At 67.1% G+C, this 26,249-nt stretch carries 24 protein-coding genes and 2 pseudogenes; 5 read left to right on the plus strand and 21 right to left on the minus strand.

Features of this window, described 5'->3' with window-relative positions; translation table 11 throughout:
* Window positions 1-8: 8 nt before the first annotated feature.
* The 3 genes from lgt (at window position 9) to EPK82_RS09275 (ending at window position 2,730) form a co-directional block, all read left to right on the plus strand.
* Window positions 9-809 (plus strand): prolipoprotein diacylglyceryl transferase, encoded by an 801-nt coding sequence (gene lgt, locus EPK82_RS09265; protein WP_037055211.1) that lies wholly within the window; start codon window positions 9-11, stop codon window positions 807-809.
* On the plus strand, window positions 809-1,603 hold the full coding sequence (locus EPK82_RS09270) for a thymidylate synthase (RefSeq protein WP_037055209.1): 795 nt from the start codon (window positions 809-811) through the stop codon (window positions 1,601-1,603). Before lgt ends, EPK82_RS09270 begins: the two co-directional genes overlap by 1 nt.
* Before the next feature lie 65 nt (window positions 1,604-1,668).
* Window positions 1,669-2,730, plus strand: a complete 1,062-nt coding sequence (locus tag EPK82_RS09275) for a transporter substrate-binding domain-containing protein (RefSeq protein ID WP_279634989.1) — start codon at window positions 1,669-1,671, stop codon at window positions 2,728-2,730.
* On the opposite strand, the gene EPK82_RS09280 is transcribed toward EPK82_RS09275, so the two are convergent.
* The 4 genes from EPK82_RS09280 to EPK82_RS09295 form a co-directional block, all read right to left on the minus strand.
* Window positions 2,709-3,092, minus strand: a complete 384-nt coding sequence (locus EPK82_RS09280) for a hypothetical protein (RefSeq protein ID WP_134676388.1) — start codon at window positions 3,090-3,092, stop codon at window positions 2,709-2,711. The two genes, EPK82_RS09275 and EPK82_RS09280, sit on opposite strands and share 22 nt — an antisense overlap.
* Complete coding sequence (locus EPK82_RS09285; protein ID WP_134676389.1) at window positions 3,089-4,462, minus strand: GTPase/DUF3482 domain-containing protein; 1,374 nt, start codon at window positions 4,460-4,462, stop codon at window positions 3,089-3,091. Before EPK82_RS09285 ends, EPK82_RS09280 begins: the two co-directional genes overlap by 4 nt.
* A 265-nt stretch (window positions 4,463-4,727) precedes the next feature.
* Window positions 4,728-6,119 (minus strand): DUF2868 domain-containing protein, encoded by a 1,392-nt coding sequence (locus EPK82_RS09290; RefSeq protein WP_134676390.1) that lies wholly within the window; start codon window positions 6,117-6,119, stop codon window positions 4,728-4,730.
* A 60-nt stretch (window positions 6,120-6,179) separates the two neighbouring features.
* Window positions 6,180-7,319, minus strand: a complete 1,140-nt coding sequence (locus EPK82_RS09295; RefSeq protein WP_037055198.1) for a glycerophosphodiester phosphodiesterase — start codon at window positions 7,317-7,319, stop codon at window positions 6,180-6,182.
* A 132-nt stretch (window positions 7,320-7,451) separates the two neighbouring features.
* On the opposite strand from EPK82_RS09295, the gene EPK82_RS09300 reads away from it, so the two are divergent.
* Both EPK82_RS09300 and EPK82_RS09305 read left to right on the plus strand, forming a co-directional pair.
* On the plus strand, window positions 7,452-7,973 hold the full coding sequence (locus EPK82_RS09300; RefSeq protein ID WP_244229898.1) for a dihydrofolate reductase: 522 nt from the start codon (window positions 7,452-7,454) through the stop codon (window positions 7,971-7,973).
* A gap of 105 nt (window positions 7,974-8,078) precedes the next feature.
* Window positions 8,079-8,726, plus strand: coding sequence for a YitT family protein (locus EPK82_RS09305; RefSeq protein WP_134676392.1), 648 nt, complete (start codon window positions 8,079-8,081; stop codon window positions 8,724-8,726).
* A gap of 67 nt (window positions 8,727-8,793) precedes the next feature.
* Here the strand turns inward: EPK82_RS09305 and gloA are convergent, their stop codons facing one another.
* The 17 genes and pseudogenes from gloA to EPK82_RS09385 form a co-directional block, all read right to left on the minus strand.
* The gene (gene gloA, locus EPK82_RS09310; RefSeq protein ID WP_134676393.1) at window positions 8,794-9,321 is read right to left on the minus strand and encodes a lactoylglutathione lyase; all 528 of its coding nucleotides are present in this window, start codon (window positions 9,319-9,321) and stop codon (window positions 8,794-8,796) included.
* Window positions 9,322-9,467: 146 nt separating this feature from the next.
* Window positions 9,468-9,926, minus strand: coding sequence for a metallophosphoesterase family protein (locus tag EPK82_RS09315; protein WP_037055188.1), 459 nt, complete (start codon window positions 9,924-9,926; stop codon window positions 9,468-9,470).
* Window positions 9,927-10,233: 307 nt separating this feature from the next.
* Window positions 10,234-12,072, minus strand: a complete 1,839-nt coding sequence (gene ilvD / locus EPK82_RS09320; RefSeq protein ID WP_134676394.1) for a dihydroxy-acid dehydratase — start codon at window positions 12,070-12,072, stop codon at window positions 10,234-10,236.
* 189 nt (window positions 12,073-12,261) lie between these two features.
* Window positions 12,262-13,329, minus strand: coding sequence for a protein-glutamate methylesterase/protein-glutamine glutaminase (locus tag EPK82_RS09325; protein WP_134676395.1), 1,068 nt, complete (start codon window positions 13,327-13,329; stop codon window positions 12,262-12,264).
* The gene (locus EPK82_RS09330; RefSeq protein WP_134676396.1) at window positions 13,326-13,835 is read right to left on the minus strand and encodes a chemotaxis protein CheD; all 510 of its coding nucleotides are present in this window, start codon (window positions 13,833-13,835) and stop codon (window positions 13,326-13,328) included. Before EPK82_RS09330 ends, EPK82_RS09325 begins: the two co-directional genes overlap by 4 nt.
* Window positions 13,828-14,634: a CheR family methyltransferase gene (locus EPK82_RS09335; RefSeq protein ID WP_047588035.1), complete on the minus strand. Its 807-nt coding sequence runs from the start codon at window positions 14,632-14,634 to the stop codon at window positions 13,828-13,830. Before EPK82_RS09335 ends, EPK82_RS09330 begins: the two co-directional genes overlap by 8 nt.
* A 15-nt stretch (window positions 14,635-14,649) precedes the next feature.
* Window positions 14,650-15,162, minus strand: coding sequence for a chemotaxis protein CheW (locus EPK82_RS09340; protein ID WP_037055181.1), 513 nt, complete (start codon window positions 15,160-15,162; stop codon window positions 14,650-14,652).
* Window positions 15,163-15,201: 39 nt separating this feature from the next.
* A pseudogene (locus tag EPK82_RS25240) lies at window positions 15,202-16,158 on the minus strand (methyl-accepting chemotaxis protein); the annotation flags it as partial.
* A 132-nt stretch (window positions 16,159-16,290) separates the two neighbouring features.
* Window positions 16,291-16,815: pseudogene (locus EPK82_RS25245) on the minus strand (MCP four helix bundle domain-containing protein); the annotation flags it as partial.
* Window positions 16,816-16,832: 17 nt separating this feature from the next.
* Entirely contained in the window at window positions 16,833-17,378 is a 546-nt protein-coding gene (locus EPK82_RS09350) for a chemotaxis protein CheW (protein WP_134676398.1), read from the minus strand.
* A gap of 3 nt (window positions 17,379-17,381) precedes the next feature.
* Window positions 17,382-19,598: a methyl-accepting chemotaxis protein gene (locus tag EPK82_RS09355; protein ID WP_134676399.1), complete on the minus strand. Its 2,217-nt coding sequence runs from the start codon at window positions 19,596-19,598 to the stop codon at window positions 17,382-17,384.
* Window positions 19,595-21,742, minus strand: coding sequence for a chemotaxis protein CheA (locus EPK82_RS09360; protein WP_134676400.1), 2,148 nt, complete (start codon window positions 21,740-21,742; stop codon window positions 19,595-19,597). The genes EPK82_RS09355 and EPK82_RS09360 overlap by 4 nt, the downstream gene beginning before the upstream one ends.
* Window positions 21,742-22,047 carry an STAS domain-containing protein gene (locus EPK82_RS09365; protein ID WP_134676401.1) on the minus strand — a complete coding sequence of 102 codons (306 nt, stop codon included), beginning with the start codon at window positions 22,045-22,047 and terminating at the stop codon, window positions 21,742-21,744. Before EPK82_RS09365 ends, EPK82_RS09360 begins: the two co-directional genes overlap by 1 nt.
* Before the next feature lie 15 nt (window positions 22,048-22,062).
* On the minus strand, window positions 22,063-22,431 hold the full coding sequence (locus EPK82_RS09370) for a response regulator (RefSeq protein WP_037056485.1): 369 nt from the start codon (window positions 22,429-22,431) through the stop codon (window positions 22,063-22,065).
* Between the two features lie 10 nt (window positions 22,432-22,441).
* Window positions 22,442-23,593, minus strand: coding sequence for a methyl-accepting chemotaxis protein (locus EPK82_RS09375; RefSeq protein ID WP_279634990.1), 1,152 nt, complete (start codon window positions 23,591-23,593; stop codon window positions 22,442-22,444).
* A gap of 138 nt (window positions 23,594-23,731) precedes the next feature.
* The gene (locus EPK82_RS09380) at window positions 23,732-24,361 is read right to left on the minus strand and encodes a response regulator (protein ID WP_047588915.1); all 630 of its coding nucleotides are present in this window, start codon (window positions 24,359-24,361) and stop codon (window positions 23,732-23,734) included.
* Window positions 24,358-26,151, minus strand: coding sequence for a PAS domain-containing sensor histidine kinase (locus EPK82_RS09385; RefSeq protein ID WP_134676403.1), 1,794 nt, complete (start codon window positions 26,149-26,151; stop codon window positions 24,358-24,360). The genes EPK82_RS09380 and EPK82_RS09385 overlap by 4 nt, the downstream gene beginning before the upstream one ends.
* Window positions 26,152-26,249: the final 98 nt, after the last annotated feature.

A 26,249-nucleotide genomic window follows, 5' to 3' on the forward strand; every position in this document is an offset into this window, starting at 1 on the left:
AGTCCTGGATGCTGCCTTATCCGCAGATCGACCCGGTGGCCATCGCCCTCGGTCCCCTGAAAATCCACTGGTACGGCCTGATGTACCTGATCGGCATCGGTGGCGCCTGGTGGCTGGCCTCGCGTCGTCTGGCACGCTTCGACGCGAGCTGGAACAAGGACAAGCTGTCCGACCTGGTGTTCTGGGTGGCCATGGGGGTGATCCTCGGCGGACGCCTCGGCTACGTGCTGTTCTACGACCTGTCGGCCTACCTCGCCGAGCCGGCGAAGATCCTGCGGGTCTGGGAGGGTGGCATGTCCTTCCATGGCGGCCTGATCGGGGTGATGCTGGCGACCTGGTGGTTCGGCAAGCGCAACGGCAAGAGTTTCTTCGAGCTGATGGACTTCATCGCACCGCTGGTGCCGATCGGCCTCGGTGCCGGGCGTATCGGCAACTTCATCAACGCCGAGCTGTGGGGCAAGGCCAGTGACGTGCCCTGGGCGATGATCTTCCCCACCGATCCGCAACAGTTGGCGCGCCACCCGTCGCAGCTGTACCAGTTCGCCCTGGAAGGCGTGGCGCTGTTCGTCATCCTCTGGTTCTACTCGCGCAAACCGCGTCCTACCATGGCCGTATCCGGGATGTTCGCCGCCTGCTACGGGGTGTTCCGCTTCATCGTCGAGTTCGTCCGCGTGCCGGATGCCCAGCTCGGCTACCTGGCCTGGGGCTGGCTGACCATGGGTCAGATCCTCTGCCTGCCGATGATCCTCGGTGGCATCGGCCTGATCGCCTACGCCTACAAGCGCCAGCCCGTACAAGGAGCCGCCTGATGAAACAGTACCTCGACCTGATGCGCCACGTGCGTGAGCACGGCACCTTCAAGGAAGACCGTACCGGCACGGGCACCTACAGCGTGTTCGGCTACCAGATGCGTTTCGACCTGGCCGACGGCTTTCCCATCGTCACCACCAAGAAGTGTCACCTGCGCTCGATCATCCACGAGCTGCTGTGGTTCCTCCAGGGCGACACCAACATCAAGTACCTCAAGGACAACGGCGTCAGCATCTGGGACGAGTGGGCCGACGAGAACGGCAACCTCGGCCCGGTCTACGGCTACCAGTGGCGCAGCTGGCCGGCGCCCAATGGCGAGTCCATCGACCAGATCAGCAAGCTGGTCGAGATGATCCGCAGCAACCCGGACTCGCGCCGCCTGATCGTCTCGGCCTGGAACCCGGCGCTGGTCGAGCAGATGGCGCTGCCGCCCTGCCACGCGCTGTTCCAGTTCTACGTCGCCGACGGCAAGCTGTCCTGCCAGCTCTACCAGCGCTCGGCGGACATCTTCCTCGGCGTGCCCTTCAACATCGCCAGCTACGCCCTGCTGACGCTGATGGTGGCGCAGGTCTGCGGCCTGCAGCCGGGCGAGTTCATCTGGACCGGCGGTGACTGCCACCTGTACGCCAACCACATCGAGCAGACCGACCTGCAGCTGACCCGTCAGCCGCTGCCGCTGCCGAGCATGAAGCTGAACCCCGAGGTCAGGGACCTGCTGGCGTTCAGGTTCGAGGACTTCGAACTGGTCGGTTATGAGGCCCATCCGCACATCAAGGCGCCGGTCGCGGTCTGAGGCAGGCCCGCAGGCGGGGGCAATTTGCTACCCTTTTCCCTCAACGAGTGAAAAGGGAGTCCTCCGTGAGCCGCATCGCACTGGCCCTGCTGCTGATCTGCAGTTGTTTGACGAGTCACGCCGAGACCACGCCGCTGCGGGTCGGCATCACCGAAGTGCCACCGTTCGTGATCAAGCACGAAGACGGCAGCTGGAGCGGCATCAGCATCGACCTGTGGAATGCCATCGCCGAAAAGAACGGCTATGCCTTCCAGTACGAGGCGATGCCCTTCGATCGCCTGCTCGACAGCCTGGAGCAGAGCAAGGTCGATGTCGTGGTCGGGGCGATGACCATGACCCCCGAGCGCGAGGCGCGCTTCGACTTCACCCATCCGTTCTACTTCACCGGCCTCGCCATCGCGGTGCCGGCCACCGCCTCGGCGGGCTGGTGGACGACCTTCAAGCGCCTGTTCTCCTGGCGGTTCATCAGCGTGGTGCTGGGCCTGGCTGCCGTGCTGATGCTGGTGGGGGCGTTGATCTGGTTCTTCGAGCGCCGGCGCAACCGCGAGCAGTTCCCCGAGGAGCCGGTGCGCGGCCTGGGCGATGGCTTCTGGTGGGCTGCCGTGACCATGACCACCGTCGGCTATGGCGACAAGTCGCCAGTGACGCTAGGCGGCCGGCTGGTCGCGGTGGTGTGGATGTTCGCCGCATTGATCATGGTCTCGACCTTCACCGCGGCGATGACCACGGCCCTGACCGTGAGCAATCTGCAGGGCGCCATCCAGGGCCCCGGCGACCTGCAAGGCGCGCATGTCGCCAGCGTGCAGCGCACGGCCAGCTCGCACTGGCTGCAGGAGCAGCGTATCCGCCAGAGCGACTACCCGAGCCTGGGCAAGGCGCTGCTGGCTGTGCAGCAGGGCGAGGCCGACGCCATCGTCTACGACAAACCCATCCTGCAATACCGCAACCGCGAGCTGGTCGGTGCGCGCCTGCAAGTGCTGCCCGGCACCTTCGAGAACCAGAGCTACGGCTTCCTAGTGCGCAGCGGCAGCCCGCTGCGGGAGCCGATCAGCCGCGCGGTGCTGGGCATCATGGATGATCCGCAATGGCCGCGAACGGTGAGCGACTACCTGGGCGAGGAACTCTGAGGCGGCACCTCAGGCGTTGCCTGGGGTTCGGTCTGCAGCGGGAAGCGTCGCGCGATCTCGTCGATGATTTCGCGCGGCCCGCTGATCCTCCATTCCAGCCAGTTGTCCCACTCCAGCCTCAGCTCATCCAGGCCCCGGCGCAGGCGGTAGCTGTCGTAGTCGATGCCCTTGTCGAAGGCCAGCGGGCTGTATTGCGCGACCTGCCGCCAGCCCTCTGCCTTCAGGCTGTCGAGAATGCGGTCGCCGAGTTCGCTGTCGATCATCTCCACCGAGACGTGATCGGTCGTGTCCACCGGCGTGCGCTCGAGCCGTCTGCGCTGCAGCCAGCGACGCAGCGTGGTGAGGACGTTCAGGCTCTTCATGCCTCGGCCAGTTGCGCGGCCAGTCGCTGCACCTGCTCCTGGCGCTCGGCGTCCTCCAGGCGTGCGCCAGGGTTGAGCGACGACCATTGCGGGTGGGCGCGTGCGACGTTGAGCGGGGCGGGCAGCTTGCCCTGGCGCCAGAGGTTTTCCTGCGGGGCGCCGAGGGTGATGGCGTCCATGGCGGCGTGGCCGCGCCGGTCCAGCGCGGCCAGCAGCTGTTGCTGGCGCAGGGCGAGCAGGCGCAGCACGGCGTCGTCGACGGTCAGTTCGCGCTGGCCCTGCAACTTGCCTTTCAGGCGTTGCCCGTAGTTGCGCAGGGTCTGCGCACTGCCGCCGATCAGCGCGCCCAGTGCCGCCGCTGCGCCGAGGGTCAGGCCGCCGACCAGCAGGTCGACCCCGACCCCGGTCGCGGCGCCTGCGGCCATGCCGCCGCCGACCTTGATGCCGAGCTGCCTGAGGGTTTCCGGGTTGAACAGGTCGTCACCCCAGCGGCCGTCGAGCAGGGGCAGCTCCGCGGCCTTGGCATCGTCGCGACGGAAGGCGTACAGGCGCAGCAGCGCCTCGACGCAGCGCTGCTCACGCTGGCGGATGGCGTCACGCAGTTCGGCGATGGCACCTTGCTCCAGCAGCGGCTGGGTGGCGACGCTGCGCCGGCAGGCGGCGCAGTCGATCAGCAACTCGGCGACCACGCGCTTGCCGGCCTGGCGGCGGGCCTGGCGCTGTGCCTGGTGATCCTCGATCAGGCGCTGCAGTTGCGCCCGCGAACGCTCCAGCAGCAGGGCCAGGCTTTCGTACAGGCGGCGCTCGCCGTCTTCGGGGGGCGCCACGCTGTCGAAGGCCACCAGCGCATGCAGGCCGAGACGCGCCAGGGCCTCGCGCCACTCGCCTTCGCGGTGCTGGCTGCTGGCGACGAAATTGAGCACGGGCAGCAGCGGGCGCCCGCACATGGTCAGCACGGCCAGTTCGTCGCGGTACTTGGCCAGCACCGGCTCGCGCACATCGATCACGTACAGCCCGGCATCGCAGGCCATGAGCTGGCGCAGCACCTTGGCTTCCTGCTCGTAGCGCTGGCGCGCCTCGCTGCCCTCCAGGAAGCGGCTCAGGCGCGCCGGGCCGTCGAGGCGTTCGCCAGGGCGATCGAGACGTTCCAGGTAGTCGAGCAGGGCGATGGCATCTTCCAGGCCTGGGGTGTCGTACAGCTCCAGCAGGGCCTGGCCGTCCACCGACAGGCGCGCGCCTTCGACGTGGCGCGTGGTGCTGGCGCGTGGCGAGACCTCGCCGAAGTCGACGTCACGGGTCAGGGTGCGCAGCAGCGAAGTCTTGCCGACGTTGGTGTGGCCGACCAGGGCGAGTTTCAGCGGTGGGCTCATGGCGCGGCCTCGGTCGGGGATGCGGACTGTAGGGTGGATGACGCTTCACCCATCCACCGTGGCGACTGGTGGATGAAAAGGGCGTCATCCACCCTGCGTCGAGCTTGTTCAATCATGCCCGCTCTCCAGCCAGTTCAGTCGGGTAGCGCGGATGCAATCCGGGAAGCGGCTGTGGTTCATTCCCGGATACGGACTGTAGGGTGGATGACGCTTCACCCATCCACCGCGGCGACTGGTGGATGAAAAAGGCGTGCGTCGAGCCTGTTCAGTCATGTCCGCTCTCCAGCCAGTTCAGTGGCGCGCTGTCGCCATGCTGCAGGCCCAGTCTGTCGAGGGCCTGGTGCCAGTCGGCCAGGCGCGCGCTGTCCAGGCTCGCGCCGGGCGCTGGCGAGAGCAGCCAGATGCGCGTGGCGGCCGCGCAGCGCGCCAGTTCGCCGAGCAGCGCCAGGCTGCCGCGATCCGGTGAGCGCTGCGGGTCGCAGGCGATGACCAGGCGCTCGGGCGGGAAGCGGGTCAGCTGTTCGAGCAACTGGCGGCGCTGCTCGCGGCTGTCGATCACCCCGGCATCGGCCACGCCACTGGGCAGTTGCAGGGGCGGCCAGCTGCGCCGTTCATCCAGTTCCAGGCCCAGCAGCAACGCGCCACTGCCGGCTTGCGGGTTGGCGCCGGCTTGCGGCTGGTGCAGGGTGGCCGGCGCCAGGTCGCAGACGCCGAGGCGCTCGCTGTCCGGCTGCAGGCGTTGGCGCAGCAGGTCGTAGCCGGGCAGGTCGAGTGCCAGGCGCAGCGCTGCCTTGCCGCTGAGCCAGCGCCACAGGCACAGCAACGTCAGCAGCAGGCGTGGCAACAGGCCGTAAACCAGCAGCACGCCGATCAGCCAGCCGGCCCAGCTCTGTCGGGCGACCTCGCTGGCGATGGCGGCGTCGCCGCTGGCGCGAATCAGTGCGACGTCGGGCTGGCTGAAGCCGAGCAGGGCCGGCAGCGCACCGATGGCCTGGGTCATGGCGATGAAGCTGTCGCCGCCGAGGATGGTGGTTTCCCAGACGAAGCCGTAGCGCCGTGTGGCGAGCAGCAGCAGTGCGGTGCCCAGGGCGGCGAGCATGGCCAGCGTCCACAGGCCGTTGCTCAGCAGGCCCAGGCCCCAGCGGGTCAGGCGCTGGCGCTGCAGCATCAGCAACAGGGCAGGCGCCAGGTGGGCGGCACTGGCATCGCGGGCCAGCTTGTCGCTGAGCCAGAGCCACAGGCGGCCGAGGGCGCCGGGGTGGTCGCGGGTCAGCAGCAGGCCGATCAGCCAGCCGAGCAGCATCAGCAGGTCGAGGCCGAGCAGGCTGCCCAGGGCCCAGAACACGTTGACCGGCTGGCGTCCGTCGCCCAGCGCCGCGAAGGCCAGGCCGGCTCCGCTGAACAGGGCCAGCACGGCCAGCAGCAGGCCCGACAGGCGTGCGCCCTGCAGCCAATGTTGCAGGGCTTGCCACTGACCGTCGCGACGGGCCAGGAGCAGGGCCCGCTGCTGGATACGCGTGGCCAGATCGCCGTGCTCGGCGCGGGCCAGGCGATTGGCCTCGGCATCTTCGAGCGGGCCGGCGTGTTCCTCGCGCAGGCGGATCGTCTCGCTGAGCCAGAGGCGTTGAAAGGCGGTGGGGGAGGAGGCGTCAGTCACGCGGCGTCTCGTCGTGCGGATCAGGGCTTGAGGATAACCCCTGATCCGCCCCCGTGCGAATCAGCGCTGTTCGCGCAGGCGTACGGCGATATCCGGTTGGTCGATGAACAGGCCATCGATGCCGGTGGCGAGGAAGGTGCGCAGTTCGGCGTCGATGTCGCCGCGTGCGGTCGGATCGCTGCCGTTGCGCAGGTCCGCAGGCAGGAAGGCGTTCTCGGCGCGGAAGGTATAGGGGTGTACCTTGAGCCTGGCGGCATGGGCGTCGCTCACCAGGCTGGTCGGCGTGGTCAGGTTGCCGGCTGCATCACGCGGGATGATCATGCCTTTCTCCGGACCGATGCCGCTGGCGTAGCGGGCGATGGCTTTCAGGCCCTTGGGCGTGATCATCTGCGCATAGCTGAGGTCGGTGCCGAGTGCCTGCTGGTCGTAGGGCTGGCCGTCCGTCCACAGCAGCTGGATCAGGCGGATCGAGGTCATGCGGCTGAGGGTCTTGAGGTTCTCCACCTCGAAGGACTGGATGTACACCGGCGCCTTGGCGCTGGCGTAGCCGTTGCGCTTGAGCACGGCCAGCAGCGGTTTCTCCATGGCCAGGCCGAGTTGCTGGAAGTGGGTGGGGTGCTTGGTTTCCGGGTACAGGCCGATCACCCGTTGCTGGCTGAGCTGCAGGCTCTTCACCAGGTCGATGATTTCCTGCAGGGTCGGGATTTCGAACTGGCCGTCGAAGCGCGTATTGCCCGGACGGACCTGCGGGATGCGCTCGATGGCGCGCAGCGTCTTCAGCTCGGCCAGGGTGAAGTCCTCGCTGAACCAGCCTTCCAGGCTGACGCCGTCGACCGTCTGGGTGCGCTTGCGTGCCGCGAATTCGGGGCGCTGGGCGACATCGGTGGTCAGGCCCAGCTCATTGTCATGGCGCGCCACCAGTTGCCCGTCGCGGGTCATCACCAGGTCCGGCTCGACATAATCGGCACCTTGCAGCACGGCCAGGGCGTAGGCGGCCAGGGTGTGTTCGGGCACGTAACCGCTGGCGCCACGGTGCGCGATCACCAGCGGCTTGCGCGCAGCATGCGCGTGCTGTGGTTGTGTGCCGGGTTGGCGCTGGGCCCAGTCGATGGCGTTCTGCACGGTGTCGGCCTGCACCGGCAGCGCAGCGCTCAGCAATCCTGCGCACAGCAGTCCTGTGCGCAACAGGTTCGATATCATCGCGGCATCTCCTTGCTCGGGTGGGAGCGCAAAGCCTGGCGCATGGACGATGACGATTCGGCGACAAACCGATGGCCGGTTGCTCGGGCTGTGAGCTGCTCGTCACTTGGTCGCTCTGCTATGCTCGCCGTCATGAACAAGACACTCCCCCTTTCGCTGATCGCCGCCCTCGCGCACAACCGCGTCATCGGCCGCGACAACCAACTGCCCTGGCACCTGCCGGCGGACCTCAAGCACTTCAAGGCACTGACCCTGGGCAAGCCGATCATCATGGGTCGCAAGACCTGGGACTCGCTTGGCCGGCCCTTGCCGGGGCGCCTCAACATCGTCGTCAGTCGCCAGCCGGGCCTGAGCCTGGAGGGTGCCGAGGTGTTCGCCTCCCTGGAAGAGGCAATCGCCCGTGCCGACGCCTGGGCCTGTGAAGAGGATGCCGAAGAGCTGATGCTGATCGGCGGCGCGCAGCTCTACGAGCTGGGCCTGGCGCAGGCCGATCGCCTGTACCTGACGCGGGTCGGCCTCGATCCCGAGGGCGATGCCTTCTTCCCCGAGGTTGACCAGGCGCACTGGCACATGAGCTCCAGCGTCGAGCACCCGGCCAGCGCCGAGACACCCTTCTACGCCTTCGAGGTGTGGGAACGTCGCGACACACAATAACGACACTGCCGGCCGTCCCTGCCACCCGCTTCCCGCGTGCGGCGCGACGGCCACCGCCTTGCCTCTGCCATCACCTCTTTCGTGCACCCTGATGCAGGTTTTTCGATGACTGAGCAATCGCCCGTCGACGAGCGCCCGAGCGCCGTCGCCGCACTCTTCGTTCGCCACCCGCTGTGGGAGGATGCCTTGGCGCTGCTGTTCGGCACCGCCCTGGTGGCCCTGGGGATCACCTTCTACGCTCACGCCGGTTTGCTGACCGGCGGGACGGTGGGCATCGCCTTCCTGGCCAACTATCAGGCCGGCTGGCCCTTCGGCCTGGTGTTCTGTCTGGTGAACCTGCCGTTCTACCTGCTGGGCATCTGGCGCATGGGCTGGGGCTTCACCCTGCGTACCGGCTGTGCGGTGCTGCTGGTTTCGCTGCTGGCGGAGCTGACCCCGCACTGGGTCGCCTTCGCCGCGCTCGATGCCGTCTACGCCGCCCTGTTCGGTGGCGCCGCCATGGGCCTGGGCCTGCTCATGCTGTTCCGCCACCGCGCCAGCCTGGGCGGGGTGAACATCCTCGCGCTGTACCTGCAGGAGCGTTTCGGCCTGCGGGCAGGGGCGGTGCAGATGGGCATCGACGCCAGCATCGTGCTGGCGTCTATCTTCGTGGTCTCGCCGGACAAGGTGCTGCTGTCGGTGCTGGGCGCGGTGATGCTCAACCTGGTGCTGGCGATCAATCACCGTGCCGACCGCTACGTTGGCGTGAGCTGAGTGGCTCGACGAACGAGGGGCTGCCTCGCAGGAGGCAGCCCCTCGTCGGATGTCGCGGGCGCGACGATCACTGCACGTCGGTGAACTGGATGATTTCCACCCAGTAGCCGTCCGGGTCCTTGATGAAGGCGATGTCGCGCATGCGGCCGTCGGTCAGGCGTTTCTGGAAGTCCACGCCGAGCTCTTCGAAGCGCTGGCAGGCAGCCTTGATGTCCGGTACCGACACGCACAGGTGGCCGAAACCGCGCGGGTCGCTGTTGCCGCTGTGGTAGGCGAACTCCGGGTCCTGCTCGGTGCCGTGGTTGTAGGTCAGCTCCAGCACGCCGGGGATGGACTTGCGCCATTGGTGGCGCGCGGCCGGGTCGGCCGGGATCTGCGACTTGTCGGCAATCAGCGCGAGGAAGTACAGGCTGAATTCGGCTTCGGGGAAGTCCTTCTTCTCCAGCAGGGTGAAGCCCAGCACACGGGTGTAGAAGTCCAGCGATTTCTGCAGGTCCTTCACGCGGATCATGGTGTGGTTGTAGACGAAGTCGGCGGTGGCGACGTCGGGCTTGGCGGTCACGCCGGCAATGGCGTTGAGCTCGTCGAGGGTCATGCAAATCTCCATCGAGACATTGAAAAAGCGCTACCTGCCTAGATGGTCTCGGCGGCGGCGTTTTTCAAGGGGCCTTTGGGTGGTGGTGGTCGCTGGGACGGTGGACGGGTGAAGCGTCGTCCACCCTACGCCGGCATGCGGGGGGATCAGACCTGCAGGGTGATCAGCTCGGCCCTTGCCTGGCCGCCTTCGATATGCAGGATGCCCACGCCAATGGGCAGCTTGAAACGCCGTGGTCCGGCGCTGCCCGGGTTGAGGTAGAGCACGCCGTCGCGCGTCTCCTGCAGGGGCTTGTGCGAGTGGCCGGCGATGACCACGTCGATGCCCTGCTCAGCCGGGTCGACATCCAGCTGCTTGAGGTCGTGCAGCATGTGCAGCCGGACACCACCGAAGTCCAGCGTCAGCTGATCGGCGATGGTGTCGGCCCAGGCGTCCTGGTCGTTGTTGCCACGCACCACCGACAGCGGCGCGATGCGCTCCAGCTCGGCCAGGATGTGCGGCCCGCCGATATCGCCGGCGTGCAGCAGATGGTCGACACCCTGCAGCGCGGCCAGCGCCTCGGGGCGCAGCAGGTTGTGGGTGTCGGCGATCAGGCCGATGCGCATGGCGGGCTCCTGAGCAGGGTGCAGGCACCAGCTTGCTGGCGAACGAGCGCAGATGCAAAACCTTGGGCAAGAAAAAGCCCGGCAGCAAGGTCGTAGTGCTGTTCCTTTAAGCGTTGGTCGGACGCGATAGTCCCCTCGCCCCTTTGGGGAGAGGGTTAGGGAGAGGGGGAAACTGGCAGTTTTGCTGCATTTCAGCCCTCTCCCCCAGCCCCTCTCCCATAAATGGGAGAGGGGAGCCAAACCTGTGCAACCTCAAATGAACAACGCTGCGCCAGCAAGGCCGGGCTTTTCATGTCGCAACGCGGGGTCAGCCGTCGAGCATCGCCTTGTTGCGCACGGCGCCCTTGTCGGCGCTGGTGGCGAGCAGGGCGTAGGCCTTGAGGGCGGTGGTCACCTTGCGCGCACGGGGTGCGGCCGGCTTCCAGCCTTTCTGGTCCTGTTCGCTGCGGCGCGATGCCAGCTCTTCATCGGATACCAGCAGGTTGATGCTGCGGTTGGGGATGTCGATGAGGATCTTGTCGCCGTCCTGCACCAGGCCGATGGCGCCGCCCGAAGCCGCTTCCGGCGAGGCGTGGCCGATGGACAGGCCGCTGGTGCCGCCGGAGAAACGGCCGTCGGTGAGCAGGGCACAGGCCTTGCCCAGTCCCTTGGACTTCAGGTAGCTGGTCGGGTACAGCATTTCCTGCATGCCCGGGCCGCCTTTCGGGCCTTCGTAGCGGATGATGACGATGTCGCCGGCCTTCACCTCGTCGGCGAGGATGCCTTTCACCGCGCTGTCCTGGCTCTCGAACACCTTGGCGGTGCCCTCGAAGACATGGATCGACTCATCGACGCCGGCGGTCTTCACCACGCAGCCGTCGAGGGCGATGTTGCCGTACAGCACGGCCAGGCCGCCCTCCTGCGAGTAGGCGTGCTCGACACTGCGAATGCAGCCTTCGGCGCGGTCGTCGTCGAGGCTGTCCCAGCGGGTCGACTGGCTGAACGCAGTCTGGGTGGGGATGCCTGCCGGGCCCGCCTTGAAGAAGTGGTGCACCGCCTCGTCCTGGGTCTGGGTGATGTCCCACTGGGCGATGGCCTCGGCCATGTTCGGGCTGTGCACGGTGTGCACGTCGGTGTGCAGCAGGCCGCCACGGGCCAGCTCACCGAGGATGGAGAAGATGCCACCGGCACGGTGCACGTCTTCCATGTGGTACTTCTGGATGTTCGGCGCCACCTTGCACAGCTGCGGGACCTTGCGCGACAGACGGTCGATGTCGCGCAGGTCGAAGGCCACTTCGCCTTCCTGGGCGGCGGCCAGCAGGTGCAGGATGGTGTTGGTCGAACCGCCCATGGCGATGTCGAGCATCATGGCGTTCTCGAACGCCTTGAAGTTGGCGATGTTGCGCGGCAGCACCGACTCGTCGCCTTCACCGTAGTAACGCTGGCACAGCTCGACGGCCAGGCGCCCGGCGCGCAGGAACAGCTGCTCGCGGTCGCTGTGGGTGGCCAGGGTGGAGCCGTTGCCCGGCAGGGACAGGCCCAGGGCTTCGGTCAGGCAGTTCATCGAGTTGGCGGTGAACATGCCGGAGCAGCTGCCGCAGGTCGGGCAGGCGCTGCGCTCGTACTCGGCGACCTTCTCGTCGGATGCGCTGGAGTCGGCGGCGATGACCATGGCGTCGACCAGGTCCAGGCCGTGGCTGGCCAGCTTGGTCTTGCCGGCTTCCATCGGGCCGCCGGAGACGAACACCACCGGGATGTTCAGGCGCAGGGCGGCCATCAGCATGCCGGGGGTGATCTTGTCGCAGTTGCTGATGCAGACGATGGCGTCGGCGCAGTGGGCGTTGACCATGTACTCCACGGAGTCGGCGATGATCTCGCGGCTCGGCAGCGAATAGAGCATGCCGTCGTGGCCCATGGCGATGCCGTCGTCCACGGCGATGGTGTTGAATTCCTTGGCCACGCCGCCGGCTTTCTCGATCTCGCGGGCGACCAGCTGGCCGAGGTCCTTCAGGTGCACGTGGCCGGGCACGAACTGGGTGAAGGAGTTGGCGATGGCGATGATCGGTTTCTTGAAGTCTTCGTCCTTCATCCCGGTGGCGCGCCACAGGGCGCGGGCGCCGGCCATGTTGCGGCCGTGGGTGGAGGTCTTCGAGCGGTAATCAGGCATGGTCGGGTCCTGCGGCTAATTCGGAGGTGTGTGCGGTGAGCGTCGTCGGGCAGCTGATCGCCGCATGTAGGGGGGCTGCATGACGAGACGGGATCACCTCTCGCGCGGCCGGGGCTCACGGGCCCGCCGGTGATGCCGGCGAGCAATCGCTCGATTCTACGCCCGCCGAGGCAGACGGGCAAAGGCCGCTCAGCCGCGTTCGTTGCGCAGGATGCAGGCGGGAATCTGCTCCAGGGCCACTTCGCGGTCGACCGCCCCCAGTTTCCTGGCTTCCTTGGGCATGCCGTAGACCACGCAAGTGGCTTCGTCCTGGCCGTAGGTGATGGCGCCGGCCTCGTGCATCTCGCGCAGGCCACGGGCGCCGTCGTCGCCCATGCCGGTCATGATGATGCCGGTGGCGTTGGCGCCGGCGGCGCGGGCGGTGGAGCGGAACAGCACATCCACCGAGGGCTTGTGGCGGCTGACGGGCGGGCCGTCGACCACTTCGACCACGTACTGGGCGCCGCTGCGCTTGAGCAGCATGTGGCGCCCGCCGGGGGCGATCAGGGCGCGACCGGGCATGACCCGGTCGCCGTTGCGGGCTTCGCGGACCTCGATCTGGCACAGGCCGTTGAGGCGCTCGGCGAAGGCGGCGGTGAAGCGCTCGGGCATGTGCTGGACGATGACGATGCCGGGGCAGACCCGTGGCAGTGCCGTGAGCACGTGTTCCAGTGCCTGGGTGCCGCCGGTCGAGGTGCCGATGGCGATGATGCGCTCGGTGGTGCGGGTCATGGCGCCGCTGCTGGCGGCAGGCAGGATGGCATCGGCGTTGAGCTTGGGCTGCACCGCCGGCGCTGCCGGGCCGAGGCGCTTGAGACGGGCCTGGGCCGCCGCACGGATGGCGCCGACCAGCTCTTCGGTGGCTTCGATGAGGAACTGGCGCAGCCCGGCCTGCGGCTTGGTGACGATGGCCACCGCGCCGGCGGCCAGGGCCTCCATGGTGGTGGCGGCACCCTTCTCCGTCAGGGTGGAGCAGATCACCACCGGGGTCGGGCGCTCGGCCATCAGTTTCTTCAGGAAGGAGATGCCGTCCATGCGAGGCATCTCCACGTCCAGCACGATCACGTCGGGCCAGTTGCGCTGCATCTTGTCCATGGCGAACAGCGGGTCGGCGGCGGCACCGATGACTTCGATGCCCGTGTGTTCGGCAAGGCCGGCGCTCAGTACCTGGCGGACGACTGCGGAGTCGTCGACGATCAACACCTTGGTGTTCTTCATGGCGTGGGGGCCTCGTAGCGCCGGGTGGCGATCTGTTGGGACGTGGGGCAACGCAGTGCGATGTGCCCGCTGCAGACATCGAAAATCAGGTTGCGGTAGCCATCGCCACCAGCATGTCGTTCATGGCATTTCAGGCCGTGGGCGGCGAGCAGCTCCAGGCCGGCGCGCACGTTGCTCTGGCCGATGTTGCGCTGGCACAGCTCGCCGAACATGTTGCCGCCACCGAACAGGCTGATGCGGTAGTCCTGCGGCTGGCTGCCGCTGGCGCGGATCTTCTCCAGCAGCAGGTGCAGGGCCTCGTCGGCGTAGCGCCCATCGAGCCGGCTGCCGGGGTGGCGGCGGCTGGGCAGCATGTAGTGGCACATGCCGCCGATGCGTTCGCCGCGGTGCCACAGCACCAGCGACACACAGGAACCGAGCAGCGTGCGGATGCGCGTGCGACGGTCGCCGAAGTACAGGTCACCTGGCTGCAGGAGCACTTCGATGACGCCGTCCGAGTTATGCATGGGGCTTGCGATAGATCGAGGGGCGCAGCGACTGCAACTCGTCGCTGATGCCGTGCAGGCTTTCGGAGTGGCTGACGAAGAAGTAGCCACCGGGACGCAGCCGTGCGCAGAGACGTTGCACCACCTGGCGCTTGGTCGGCGGGTCGAAGTAGATCATCACGTTGCGCAGGAAGATCACATCGAACACACCGACATCCGGCAGGGCGTTGTTGAGGTTGATCTGGCGGAAGCCGATGCGCCGCTTCAATGCCGGCTCCAGGGTGAACATGCCGCTGTGGCTGCCGGTGCCGCGCAGGCAGTGGCGATGCAGCAGCTCGCGGGGGATGCCGCTGGCGTCCTCTTCCGGATAGATGCCGGTGCGTGCCTTGTCGAGGATGCGCGTGCTGATGTCCGACGCGAGGATCTCCCAGGGCCGCGACGGCAGGCAGTCGGCCAGCAGCAGGGCCAGGGTGTAGGGCTCCTCGCCGCTGGAGCAGGCGGCGCTCCAGACGCGCAGCGGCTGGCTGCTGCGCAGGTCGTCCTGCAGGCGCTCGCGGAGGAACTCGAAGTGCTTCGGCTCGCGGAAGAAGTAGGTTTCGTTGGTGGTCAGCAGGTCGACTGCGGTTTGCAGCTCGGCCTTGTCCTTCATCAGCAGCTGGAAGTAGTCACCATAGCTGCTCAGTTCGAAATGGCGCAGGCGCTTGCTCAGGCGTCCGGCCACCAGCTGGCGCTTGGCGTCGCTCATGGCGATGCCGGCGATCTCGTGGATCATGTCGCGGAACTGCTGGAATTCGCGGTTGTTCAGGCTCAGGGCTGTCATGGCGCCGCTCCAGGGTCAGGCCGGTTCGGGTTGTGCGGCGGCAGTGGCGAGCTGGCGCAGGTCGGCGAGCGAGAGAATCCGGCCGATGTCCAGCAGCACCACCAGGCGCTCGTCGAGCTTGCCCATGCCGAGCAGGAAGTCGGTGGGGATATGGCTACCGAAGCTGGGTGCGGGCTCGATGTCCTGCTCGGGAATCTCCAGCACCGCGTTGACCGCCTCGACGACGATGCCGATGACCTGCTGCATCTGCTCGCGCACCACTTCGAGGATGACAATGCAGCTGCGTCGTCCGATCTGGGTCTGCTGCTGACCGAAGCGCTGGCGCAGGTCCATGATCGGCACCACGCCGCCACGCAGGTTGATCACGCCGAGGATGCTCGCCGGCATTAGCGGCACCGGGGTCAGGCGGCCGTACTCGATGATCTCGCGGACGTTGCGCGTGCCGACGGCGAAGAGTTCCTCGCCGAGGCTGAAGGTCAGGTATTGCTGGGTGGTGTCTGGCGCCGTGGCCGGGTTGAAACTGGGCATGGGTCGCTCCTCGGGCACCCGCAGGTGCCCGGCTGGGGGCTAGGACTGGAAGCGAATGAAGCCGCTGGGGATCATCTGCTCGAGCAGCTCGCTACTGGCTTCGCTGGCGCTGCGGCTGCGCGCCGGCTGGCGAGGGGCGAGGAGCGGGGCGCGGGCGGCCGAGACCTTGAAGAAGTCCATCAGTTGCTGCAGCTGTTCGGCCTGGCCACTCATTTCCTCGGCGGTGGCGGCCAGTTCCTCGGCGGCGGAGGCGGACTGCTGGGTGATGTCGCTGAGCTGGGTCATCGCGCAGTTGATCTGGCCGACGCCGGCGCTTTGTTCCTCGGAGGCAGCGGCGATTTCCTGAACCAGGTCGGAGGTCTTGCCGATCGACGGCAGCATCTGGTCGAGCAGGCTACCGGCGCGTTCGGCCAGTGACACGCTGCTCTTGGCCACTTCGCTGATCTCCTGCGCGGCCACCTGGCTGCGCTCGGCCAGCTTGCGCACCTCGGCGGCGACCACCGCGAAGCCCTTGCCGTGCTCGCCGGCGCGGGCGGCCTCGATGGCGGCGTTGAGGGCCAGCAGGTTGGTCTGGTAGGCGATGTCGTCGACGATGCCGATCTTCTCGGCGATGGTCTTCATCGCCGCCACGGTGTCACGTACCGCCTGGCCACCTTCGTCGGCCTCGCGCGCGGCCTTGCCGGCCATGCCATCGGTGACCCTGGCGTTCTCGGTGTTCTGCGCGATGGAGGCAGACATCTGCTCCATCGAGGCGCTGGTTTCCTCCACCGATGCGGCCTGTTCGGAAGCGCCCTGGCTCATGCTCTGGGCCGTGGCGGAAATCTGTTCGGAGGCACTGGTGAGGGCGTCGGCATTGCTGCGCACTTCGCCGATGATCTGCGCCAGTTTCTCGCTCATGCCCTTGATCGCGGCCAGCATGCTGCTGGTGTCGCCGTCCCGGGTGCTGACCTCGGTGTTGAGGTCGCCGGCGGCGATGCGGCTGACCACTTCCACCGCGTAGGCCGGTTCACCGCCGAGCTGACGCAGCAGGTTGCGGGTGATGAAACCACCGAACAGGCCGATGACCAGCAGGGTGGCCAGCGAGACGACGATGGCGATCCAGGTGGCGTGCTGCAGGCTGGCCTGGGCCTGTTGGCTGCCGTCGTTGGCCATGGCGATGTTGTAGTCGCGGTGCTTGTCGATGGCGCTGCGCAGCGGGTCGATGACCGCGTGCTGCAATTCGAGCATGGATTCGCGCGCGGCCTCGTCCTTGTGCTGACGCGACAGGGCCAGCGCCTTGTCGATGCCCTGGAGGAGGTTGTCGATGCCCTGATGCTCGGTGTCGAAGAGCTGCTGGTCCTGCTCATCGCTGATGGTAGCGGCGTAGTCGTCGAGGGCGGCCTGGATGTCGCCACGGTTGCCGGCGATGAGCTTGTCCACGGCATCCATGGCCTGGTCGTCGGCGCTCAGTACATGTTCGTAGACCAGCTGCACCTGCATGTTCACCGCCGTGCCGAGCTTGGCCAGGGCGGTAATGGCGGGCACCGAGTTGACGTTGCCGAAGTTGGCGGCGTTGAACACCTGGTTCATCTGCTGGCAGGACACACCCGACAGCAGCAGGATGCCGAGCAGGGCCGAGAGAACCAGGAGGGTCATTTTCTTGCTGATGGTCATGGCAGGGCTCCTGCGCGTCAGCGCACGTCTGCAGCGGGGGAAAGGGGTTCGTTGCGCAGGCCGGCCATGGCCGCGATCTGCTCGACCGAGAGCACCTGTTCCATGCGCAGCAGGGTGATGAAACGTTCGTCCAGGCGCGCCATGTCCTCGATGAACTCGCTGCGCACGCGGCTGCCGAAGGCCGGGGCCTGACGCAGGGCGTCGGCCTCGATCTCGACCACGGCGCTGACGGCATCGACCAGCGCGCCCATCAGGTGGGTCTCGTCCTCGTCGAGGATCTCCACGATGACGATGCAGGTGCGTGCGCCGAGCGGGCTCAGGCCATGGCCGAAGCGATCGGCGAGGTCGATGATCGGCACGATGGCGCCGCGCAGGTTGATCACGCCGCGCACCAGGCTGGGCATCATCGGCACCTGGGTGACCTGGTCGTACTCGAGAATCTCGCGCACGTAGCGGCTGGCCACCGCGTACATGTCCTGCTGTACGCGGAAGGTCAGGTACTGGCGCTGCTGTTGTGCGCAGCCGTCAGGCGTGTCCAGAGGCAGATCGACGAGGGCACCCATGGCTCAGCTCCCGTAGCGGACGAAGCCGCTCTCTTCATCGTCCGCCACCACCGCTGCGCGCGCCGGCGCGGCACTCAGCGGGCGACCGAGAGTGGTCACCCCGGCGCTGGCGCGGCTGGCCAGGTGGAAGAACTGCATCAGTTGCTGCAGCTGGACGGACTGGCCGTTCATCTCCTCCGCCGTGGCGGCCAGCTCTTCCGAGGCGGCGGCGTTCTGCTGGGTGATGTCGCTGAGCTGGGTCATCGCCGAGGTGATCTGGTTGACCCCGGTGCTCTGCTCCTCGGAGGCGGCGGTGATTTCCTGGACCAGGTCGGAGGTCTTGGCGATCGATGGCAGCATCTGGTCGAGCAGGTTGCCGGCCTGTTCGGCCAGCGACACGCTGCTCTTGGCCACTTCGCTGATTTCCTGCGCGGCCACCTGGCTGCGCTCGGCCAGCTTGCGCACCTCGGCGGCGACCACCGCGAAGCCCTTGCCGTGTTCGCCGGCGCGGGCGGCCTCGATGGCGGCGTTGAGGGCCAGCAGATTGGTCTGGTAGGCGATGTCATCGACGATGCCGATCTTCTCGGCGATGGTCTTCATCGCCGCCACGGTGTCACGTACCGCCTGGCCACCCTCGCTGGCTTCACAGGAGGCCTTGCCGGCCATGCCATCGGTGACCTTGGCGTTCTCGGTGTTCTGCGCGATGGAGGCGGACATCTGCTCCATCGCCGCGCTGGTTTCCTCGACCGAGGCGGCCTGGCTGGAGGCGGCGTGGCTGAGGGTCTGGGCGGTGGCGGAGATTTCCTCGGCGGCGCCGCTGAGGGTCGCGGTGGACAGGTGCACCTGGCCGATGATGTCGCTGAGTTTCTCCACGGTGCTGTTGAGCGAATGCTGCAGGTCGTGCAGATGGCCCTGGAACTGGCCGTGCATGGTGCGGGTCAGGTCGCCTTCGGCGAGGCCGGCGATGACCTGCATGGCTTCGTTCAGCGGCACGATGATCGCTTCCAGCGTGCTGTTGATGCCGTCGACGATGCGGCGGAAGTCGCCCTGATGACGGCTGGCGTCGGCGCGGGTGTCGAGCTGGCCGTGCTGAGCCGCCTGGCTGAGCATCTGGGTGTCTTCGATCAGCGCCTGGACATTGGCGCGCAGGGTCTCGATGGTGTCGTTGATGAAGGCCTTCTTGCCGGGGAACTGCTCCAGCGGCGCGCTCAGGTCGCCTTCGCCGAAGGCCTTGATGCAGGCCATGGCCTTCTTCTTCACGCTGATGTGGCCGGCGACCATGGCGTTGATGCCCTGGGCGATCTCGGCGTAGCTGCCGGTGAAGCGCGCGGCGTCGATGACCACGTCGATGTCGCCCTTGTCGTGCTCGTCGGACATGTGCCGCATCTCGCTCATCAGGCCGGTGAGGTTGCCGCGCAGGGTCTCGATGGTGTCGTTGATGAAGGCCTTCTTGCCGGGGAACTGCTCCAGCGATGCGCTCAGATCGCCCTCGGCGAAGGCCTGGACGCAGGCCATGGCCTTCTTCTTCACGCTGATGTGGCCGGCGACCATGGCGTTGATGCCCTGGGCGATCTCGGCGTAGCTGCCGGCGAAGCGCGACACATCGATGACCACGTCGATGTCGCCCTTGTCGTGCTCGTCGGACATGTGCCGCATTTCGCTCATCAGGCCGGTGAGGTTGCGCCGCAGGGTCTCGATGGTGTCGTTGATGAAGGCTTTCTTGCCGGGGAACTGCTCCAGCGGTGCGCGCAGGTCGCCCTCGGCGATGGCACGGACGCAGGTCATGGCCTTCTTCTTCACGTCGATATGGCTGGCTACCAGCGCGTTGATCGCCACGGCGATCTCGCGGTACACCCCCGGTTGCTGGCTGTCGAGGACGGCGTCGATGTCGCCGCGGGCATGCTCGTCGGTCACACGGTTCAGCTCCGCGAGCAGCGCGGCGAGCTGTTCGCCAGTCTGCTGCTGGCTGTGCAGGAGCGAGCCACGCGCTGCCTGGGGCTGGTTCGTGCGGGGCAGTTCCCCCTGCGCCAGCTGTTCGGCGAGGTCATGCAGTGCACGCGGTTCGCCGCCGAGCTGCAGCTGCAGCGCACGGTTGAGCTGCCAGCCCTGGAACGCCAGGGCGGCGCCTGCGAGCAGGGCAATGCCCAGGGCCAGGTAGGTGTTCAGCGCTGGCAGGGCCAGCAGGGTCAGTGCGATCAGCGCTGTTGCGACCAGCGCCGCGATACGGGTTGCCAGGTTCATAGCACAGTACTCCTGAGGTTGCCGGAGGGGGAAAGGGTGCGGCTGCTGCCGCCTTGGCTGACTTGCGAGAGCAGGCCGGGGATATCGAGGATCAGCGCCACGGCGCCGCTGCCGAGGATGGTGAAACCGCTCAGCGCCGGGACCTGGCAGAACACCTTGCCCAGTGGCTTGATCACGGTCTGGAACTCGCCCAGCAACTGGTCCACCACCAGGCCGGCGCGAATCCCGGCGTAGCTGATCACCACCACGTTCTCGCGCCGGGGCGGCTGGCTCTGGTCCTCGAACAGCTGGCGCAGGCGGATGAAGGGCAGGACGTCGCCACGCAGGTCGAGGTGCTCCTGGCCGGCGAGCTGTTCGCTGGGCAGTTCGATGCATTCTTCGACCATGTCCAGCGGGATGACGTAGCTGGCCTGGCCGACACCGATGAGGAAACCGTCGATGATCGCCAGGGTCAGCGGCAGGCGGATGCGCACGCAGGTGCCCTGGCCCAGGGCGCTGTCGAGCTCGACGCTGCCACGCAGGGCGGTGATGTTGCGCTTGACCACGTCCATGCCGACGCCGCGCCCGGAGAGGTTGCTGATCTGCTCGGCGGTGGAGAAGCCCGGCTCGAAGATCAGGTTGAAGATCTCCTTGTCGCTGAGCTGCTGGCCTTCGCCGATCAGGCCGCGTTGGCTGGCCTTGGCGAGAATCTTCTGCGGGTCGAGACCGCCGCCGTCGTCGGACACCTCGATGACGATGCCGCCAGCCTCGTGGTAGGCATTCAGGCGCACCACGCCTTGCAGCGGCTTGCCGGCGGCCTGGCGCACTTCGGCCGGTTCGATACCGTGGTCCATGGCGTTGCGCACCAGGTGGGTGAGCGGGTCGCCGATCTTCTCGACCACGGTCTTGTCCAGCTCGGTGTCGCCGCCGCTGACCTGCAGGACGATGTCCTTGCCCAGTTCCCTGGAAACGTCGCGGACCACGCGCTGGAAGCGATTGAAGGTGGCGCCGATCTGCACCATGCGCAGGGTCAGCGCGCTGTCGCGCACTTCCTCGACCAGCCGCGATAGCGTTTCGGCGGATTCGCACATGCCGGCCAGGCCACTGCGCTGGGCCAGCATGCGGGTGTTGGCGCCGGCGATGATCAGCTCGCCGACCAGGTTGATCAGTTGGTCCAGCTTGGCAGCGTCGACCCGGATCAGGTTGGTGTCACCGTTTGCGCGTGGGGCTTCCTTGCTGGCCACGGCGCGGCTTTCGCCGGCGCCGGACGCGGGAATGGCCGCTTGGTGCGTTGCCGGCGCCACGGCGCTGGAGCCATTGGCCTGCTCCAGCAGTGCAGCGTCAAAGCTTGTGCAACGCACCAGGCGTTCAACTTGCAGGGCGCCTTCGGCGGCGCGTAGTTCCAGCAACTCTTGCAGCGCCGTCAGCGGCGCGCCGGGCGGCAGGATACGGATGCTGCCGTCTTCGCGGACGAAGTCGAAGGCACCCTCGATGGCTTGCGCCTCGGCGGCGCTGGAGAAGGCCAGTTCCAGGCCCAGGTAGCAGCTTTCCGGGTCCATCTCGTCCAGCACCGGCAGATGCTCGAGCACCGGCTCGACATGCACGATGCTGCCCAGGGTCTCCAGGTAGCGAACGAAGGCCAGCGGATCCATGCCGTTGCGCAGGGTGTCCTGGCCGAAGCGCAGCGACAGGTGCCAGTGGCCGTTGCCGCTGGCCTCCACGGTGTCCTGGGACTGCGCGGCGGCGGCGGGGGTCGTCTCGGCCTGGTTGTCGAGGTAGCGGCGCAGGGCCTGGACCAGTTCGGCCTCGCGGGCGTGGTGTGCGGCCGGCAGCTCGGCCAGGTCGCGGCCCTCGGCGAGGTGACCGATCAGCCCGGCCAGGTGGTCGCCGACCTGCAGCATGAGGGCGATGAGTTCGCCGTCGAAGCGCACCTCGCCGGCGCGGACGCGGTCGAGGACGCTCTCGGCGACGTGGGTGAAGGCGACGATGGAGTCGAAGCCGAACAGCCCCGAGGACCCCTTGATGGTATGCGCGGCGCGGAAGATGGCATTGATCAGTTCGGCGTCGTCCGGCGTCTGCTCGATCTGCAGCAGGGCATCTTCCATCTGCTGCAGCAGCTCCTGGCTCTCGGCGATGAAGGTGCCGATCACGCTGTCGAGGTTCATCAGTGGTTCTCCTCTGCGAGCAGCGTCGTGCCCAGGCCGCTGAGCCGGAGCAGTTCCGAGATGGCCGGGCTGACGCCACGGAAGTGCAGGTCGATGTCCATGCGCCGTGCCTGCTCGCGGGTGGCCAGCAGCAGCTGCAGGCCGGCGCAGTCGAATTCCTCGACGCCGCTGAGGTCGATCTCCAGGGCGATGGCGCCCTGCAGGGCCGAGCTGAGACGGGGCTTGGTGTCGGCGGCGGTGTAGATGCTCAGGGCGCCGTCGAGTACCAGTTGGCGGGTGTCAGTGGCTGGGGACGTGGTGTGCATGGCGCACCTCCTGACTCAGGGCAGGATCAGTTTGGAAACGGCGGTCAGCATCTGCGCCGGCTGGAAGGGCTTGACCACCCAGGCCTTGGCGCCGGCCGCCTGGCCTTCGCTCTTCTTGGCGTCGCCGGCTTCGGTGGTGAGCATGATCACCGGGGTGAACTTGTAGCTGGCCAGCGTCTTGACGTTCTTCAGGAAGGTGATGCCGTCCATGTTCGGCATGTTCACGTCGCTGATGATCAGGTGCACCTTGCGCCCGTCGAGCTTGGTCAGCGCATCCTTGCCGTCGACCCCTTCGATGATGTCGTAGCCGGCGTTCTTCAGGGTCATGCCGACCACCTGGCGGATCGAGGCGGAGTCGTCGACGATGAGAATGGTCTTGGCCATGGGGAAGTCCTCAGAAGAAGGTGATGTCGGAAGCGCTGGCGGCGGACGTGCCGTGACGGCCGCTGTGGATGGCGTGCTGTTCGGGCGTGGTGTAGGTGTGCGAGAGGTCGTCCAGCCAGCCGCTGGCGTCGACCTGGCCGCTTGCATCGACCAGGCGCAGGCCGAGCTTCTCGATGTCGTCGCGCATGTGGCCGAGCATCTGGCTGACGCGGTCCTGGAACTGCAGCGCGACCAGCACCTCGGAGATTTCCTCGCCGACCGCCTGGTTCTGGCTGTGCAGGGTGTTGCCGTGCTCGACCAGGCGCGTGGCGCCGTGGCGGAAATCCTCGATGACCTGGCGGATCAGCTGGCTGGCGCTTTCCAGGGTGCTGGCGTCGCGGCTGGCGTGTTCGTTGGAGACGTGCAGGGTGTGTTCGATGGCGGTGCTGACGTTCTCGATGGTCTCGCCGATGCGCTTGCCGGTTTCCTCCGAGAGGGTCGAGAGTTTGCGCACCTCGTCGGCGACCACGGCGAAGCCACGTCCGGCCTCGCCGGCGCGGGCGGCCTCGATGGCGGCGTTGAGGGCCAGCAGGTTGGTCTGCTTGGCGACGTCGCCGACTTCCTGGGCCATGGTGCGCAGCTGGGTGGTGTAGCCGCTGAGGCGGACCACTTCGGCGAGCAGGGTTTCCTTGCTGTCCAGGGCCTGGCGCAACTGGCTGACGATGTCTTCCAGTTCGTGTTCGCTGCCGGCCAGCAGCTTCAGCAGCGCTTCGTCGTCGCTCGGCGCATCTACGCCGACCACGGCGCTGATGCGCTGCGCCAGGTGGGTGAAGCGTTCGCTCAGGGCTTCGATGGCGGTCTGGGTGTGGAGGCGGGCGGCTTCGATCTGCTGCGACCAGATGGGCGCGATGTTGCGGCACAGCTCCGCCAGGCCATGCACGTGGCGTTCGGCTTCCTGGGCCTGGCCGACGGCGATGGCGCTCTCCTGGACCTCAGAGAGGGTCCGCGCCTGCGCGCTGGCCTGGCGGCGCAGGCTGACATGCACCACGACACCCGGTAGCAGGGCGGCGACCAGCCAGTAGTGGCTGGGTACTTGCGTCGCCAGCCAGACCAGCGACAGGCTGCAAAGGCTGACGAGGACGGTGGTAATCCAGCTGGCTTGGGTGGTGGTCTGAGCGTTCACGTTCACACTCCATCGAGCAACGGGAGCGGGTATTGGCTACCCGTTCATGGCTGTCAGGATGGTCTGTGAAGGGCTATCCGGGCATCGTCTGATTCCGGTGATGGCATAAGGCTATTCCGGTTTCTTGTAGGAATTTTCCTACCTCGACAGCTGCTCCGTCAGGGCGAAGCGGATGATGTCGGCATTGCAGCTGAAGCCCATCTTCTCCATCAGGCGGGTCTTGTGGGTGCTGACGGTCTTGTTGCTGATCGACAGGTGTTCGGCGATCTGGTTGACGCCCAGGCCATCGGCGAGCAGGCGCAGGATCTGGAATTCCCGGTCCGACAGGCTGTGCAGGCCACTGTTGCGCTCCTCGGCGTTGGCGAAGGCCAGCTGTTCGGCGATGCGCGGGTCGAGATAGCGCCCGCCGTTGGCCACCTTGTTGATGGCCGCGAGCAGGGTTTCGGCATCGTGGTCCTTGGTCAGGTAGCCGCTGGCGCCGGCACGCAGGGCGCGCTGGGCGATCTGCGCTTCGTTGTGCATGCTCAGCACCAGGATCGGCAGCCTGGTGTAGTGCCCGTGGATTCGCGCGATGAGGTCTTCGCCGCTGATGCCGGGCATGCTCATGTCCAGCAGGACCAGGTCGACCTCGGTGCTGCGCAGGCGCTCGAGCACCTGGCCGCCGTTCTCCGCTTCCGCGACCACCTGCAGGCGGCTGTCGAACTCGATCAGCTGCTTGAGCCCGTTGCGCATGATGGTGTGGTCGTCCGCGATCATGATGCGGGTCATGAGTCCTCCTTGGCCGGCGTGATGGGCAGGCTGGCCTGTACCGTGGTGCCTTGTCCGGGATGGCTGAAGATCACCACTTCGCCGCCGAGGCTGGTGCCGCGTTCGCGCATGCCGGCGAGGCCCAGTGAGCGGGTGTTGACGGCCGACGGGTCGAAGCCGCGCCCGTTGTCGGTGATATCCAGCTGGTAGACGTCGTCGAGCCGTTCCAGGCTCACCACCGCCCGGCTCGCGCCGGAATGGCGGGCGACGTTGTTCAGCGCTTCCTGCACGATGCGGAAGGCGGTGGTCGCCTGGTCATCGCTGAGGGCCGGTTCGTCGCTGTGCGTGGTCAGCTCGCACTCGATCCGGGTGTGCTGGCGGAATTCGCTGGTCAACCACTCCAGGGCCGGGTACAGGCCCATGTTGAGCACCGCCGGGCGCAGGCTGGTGGCGATGGAGCGCACCACCTGAATGGTTCGGTCACAGAGTTGCATCAGCCCGTCGACGGCATTGTCGAGACCGGGCGCCTTGGCGCCGAACTGCAGGTGCAGCATGGAAATGCCCATGCGCAAGGCCGTCAGGTGCTGGCCGAGTTCGTCATGGATTTCCTGGGCGATCAGCTTGCGTTCTTCCTCCCGGGCCGACTCCCGGCGGGTGGTCAGGTCGCGCAGCTGCTGGTTGCTCTGCGCCAGGCGCCGTTCGGCCTTGCGGATGTTGGTGATGTCCCTGGCCAGCGAGAGCACGCTGGTGATGGCGCCTGAGGCGTTGCGCTCGGGCACCAGTTGCACCAGATAGTGGTGTTGCAGGTCGGCGGGGCCGTCGATGCCGTGAATCAGCTCCTCCTCGAGCGAGTCGCCGCTGAGGGCGACCTCGCGCACCAGGTCGGCCATGATGTCGACCTGGGAATTGTCACCGAAGGCATCGCGCGCGGGACGCCCGCGCGCCTCCACCAGCGGCAGCCGGCACAGGGCTTCGAGGGCCGGGTTGGCGTAGATCAGGCGGAAGTCCGGGGTCAGGCGGCCGACGGCGTCGTGGGTGTTCTCGATCAGCGCGCGGAACTGGCGTTCGTTGTGCAGCAGGCTGTCCGCCAGGCGCTGCTGTTCGGTGAGGTCATGCAGGAGTGCCAGGCAGTAGCCCCGGCGATCGTAGTAGAAACGGTTGAACCTCACCGAGACGTGGTAGCGCGTGCCATCCACGGGGTGGCTCAGCTCCAGCTGCACCGGGCCCTGGCCCTGCATCAGCTCGCGCAGCTCGTCATCCGAGTGCAGGGCCAGGGGCACCAGCGCCTGGCCGATGCTCTGTCCCATCAGGTACTCGCGGCGTTGGCCGAGCAGGCGAGTGGCGGCGTCGTTGAGGTAGCAGATGTTCAGGCCGTCATCGAGCAGCAGCGCACCGTCGGTGGTGTAGTCGAGGGCGAAGCTGAGCAGGTAGGCCTGCTCGGCGCGCTCCTGCGTGGAGCGCGTCGGGGTAAAGCGGACCAGGAAGTGATCGATGCCGCTGTCCGCCTGCGACACCCAGCAGACGCTGGTGTGCAGCCACTTGTAGGCGCCCTCCTGGCTGTGCAGGCGCAGCTCGCCGCAGGGGATGTCGAGCTGCTGGCGACGGGCACGCTCCAGTGCGTAGTCGAAGGTGTCGCGGTCCTGTGGATGCAGCCACTGCGTCAGCGGCTTGTTGCCGTGCTCGCCGATCAGTGCCTGCAACGCCGGGTTGCTGTACTGCAGGCAGCCACGGACATCGAGCAGACCCAGGCCGAGAGGGGCGGACTGCCAGGCCGCGCTGAGCAGGGACTCTTCCGAGTGCTTGTCCTTCAAGGCGTTCCTCCAATGAGCGACCTGTCCAGTATGGGTCAGTTTCTCGATGAAGGTGTGCCAGGCAGGGCCAGGCTGCGCGGCCGGGGCATTCAGCCCGG

Source organism: Ectopseudomonas khazarica (assembly GCF_004521985.1).
GTDB lineage: Bacteria > Pseudomonadota > Gammaproteobacteria > Pseudomonadales > Pseudomonadaceae > Aquipseudomonas > Aquipseudomonas khazarica.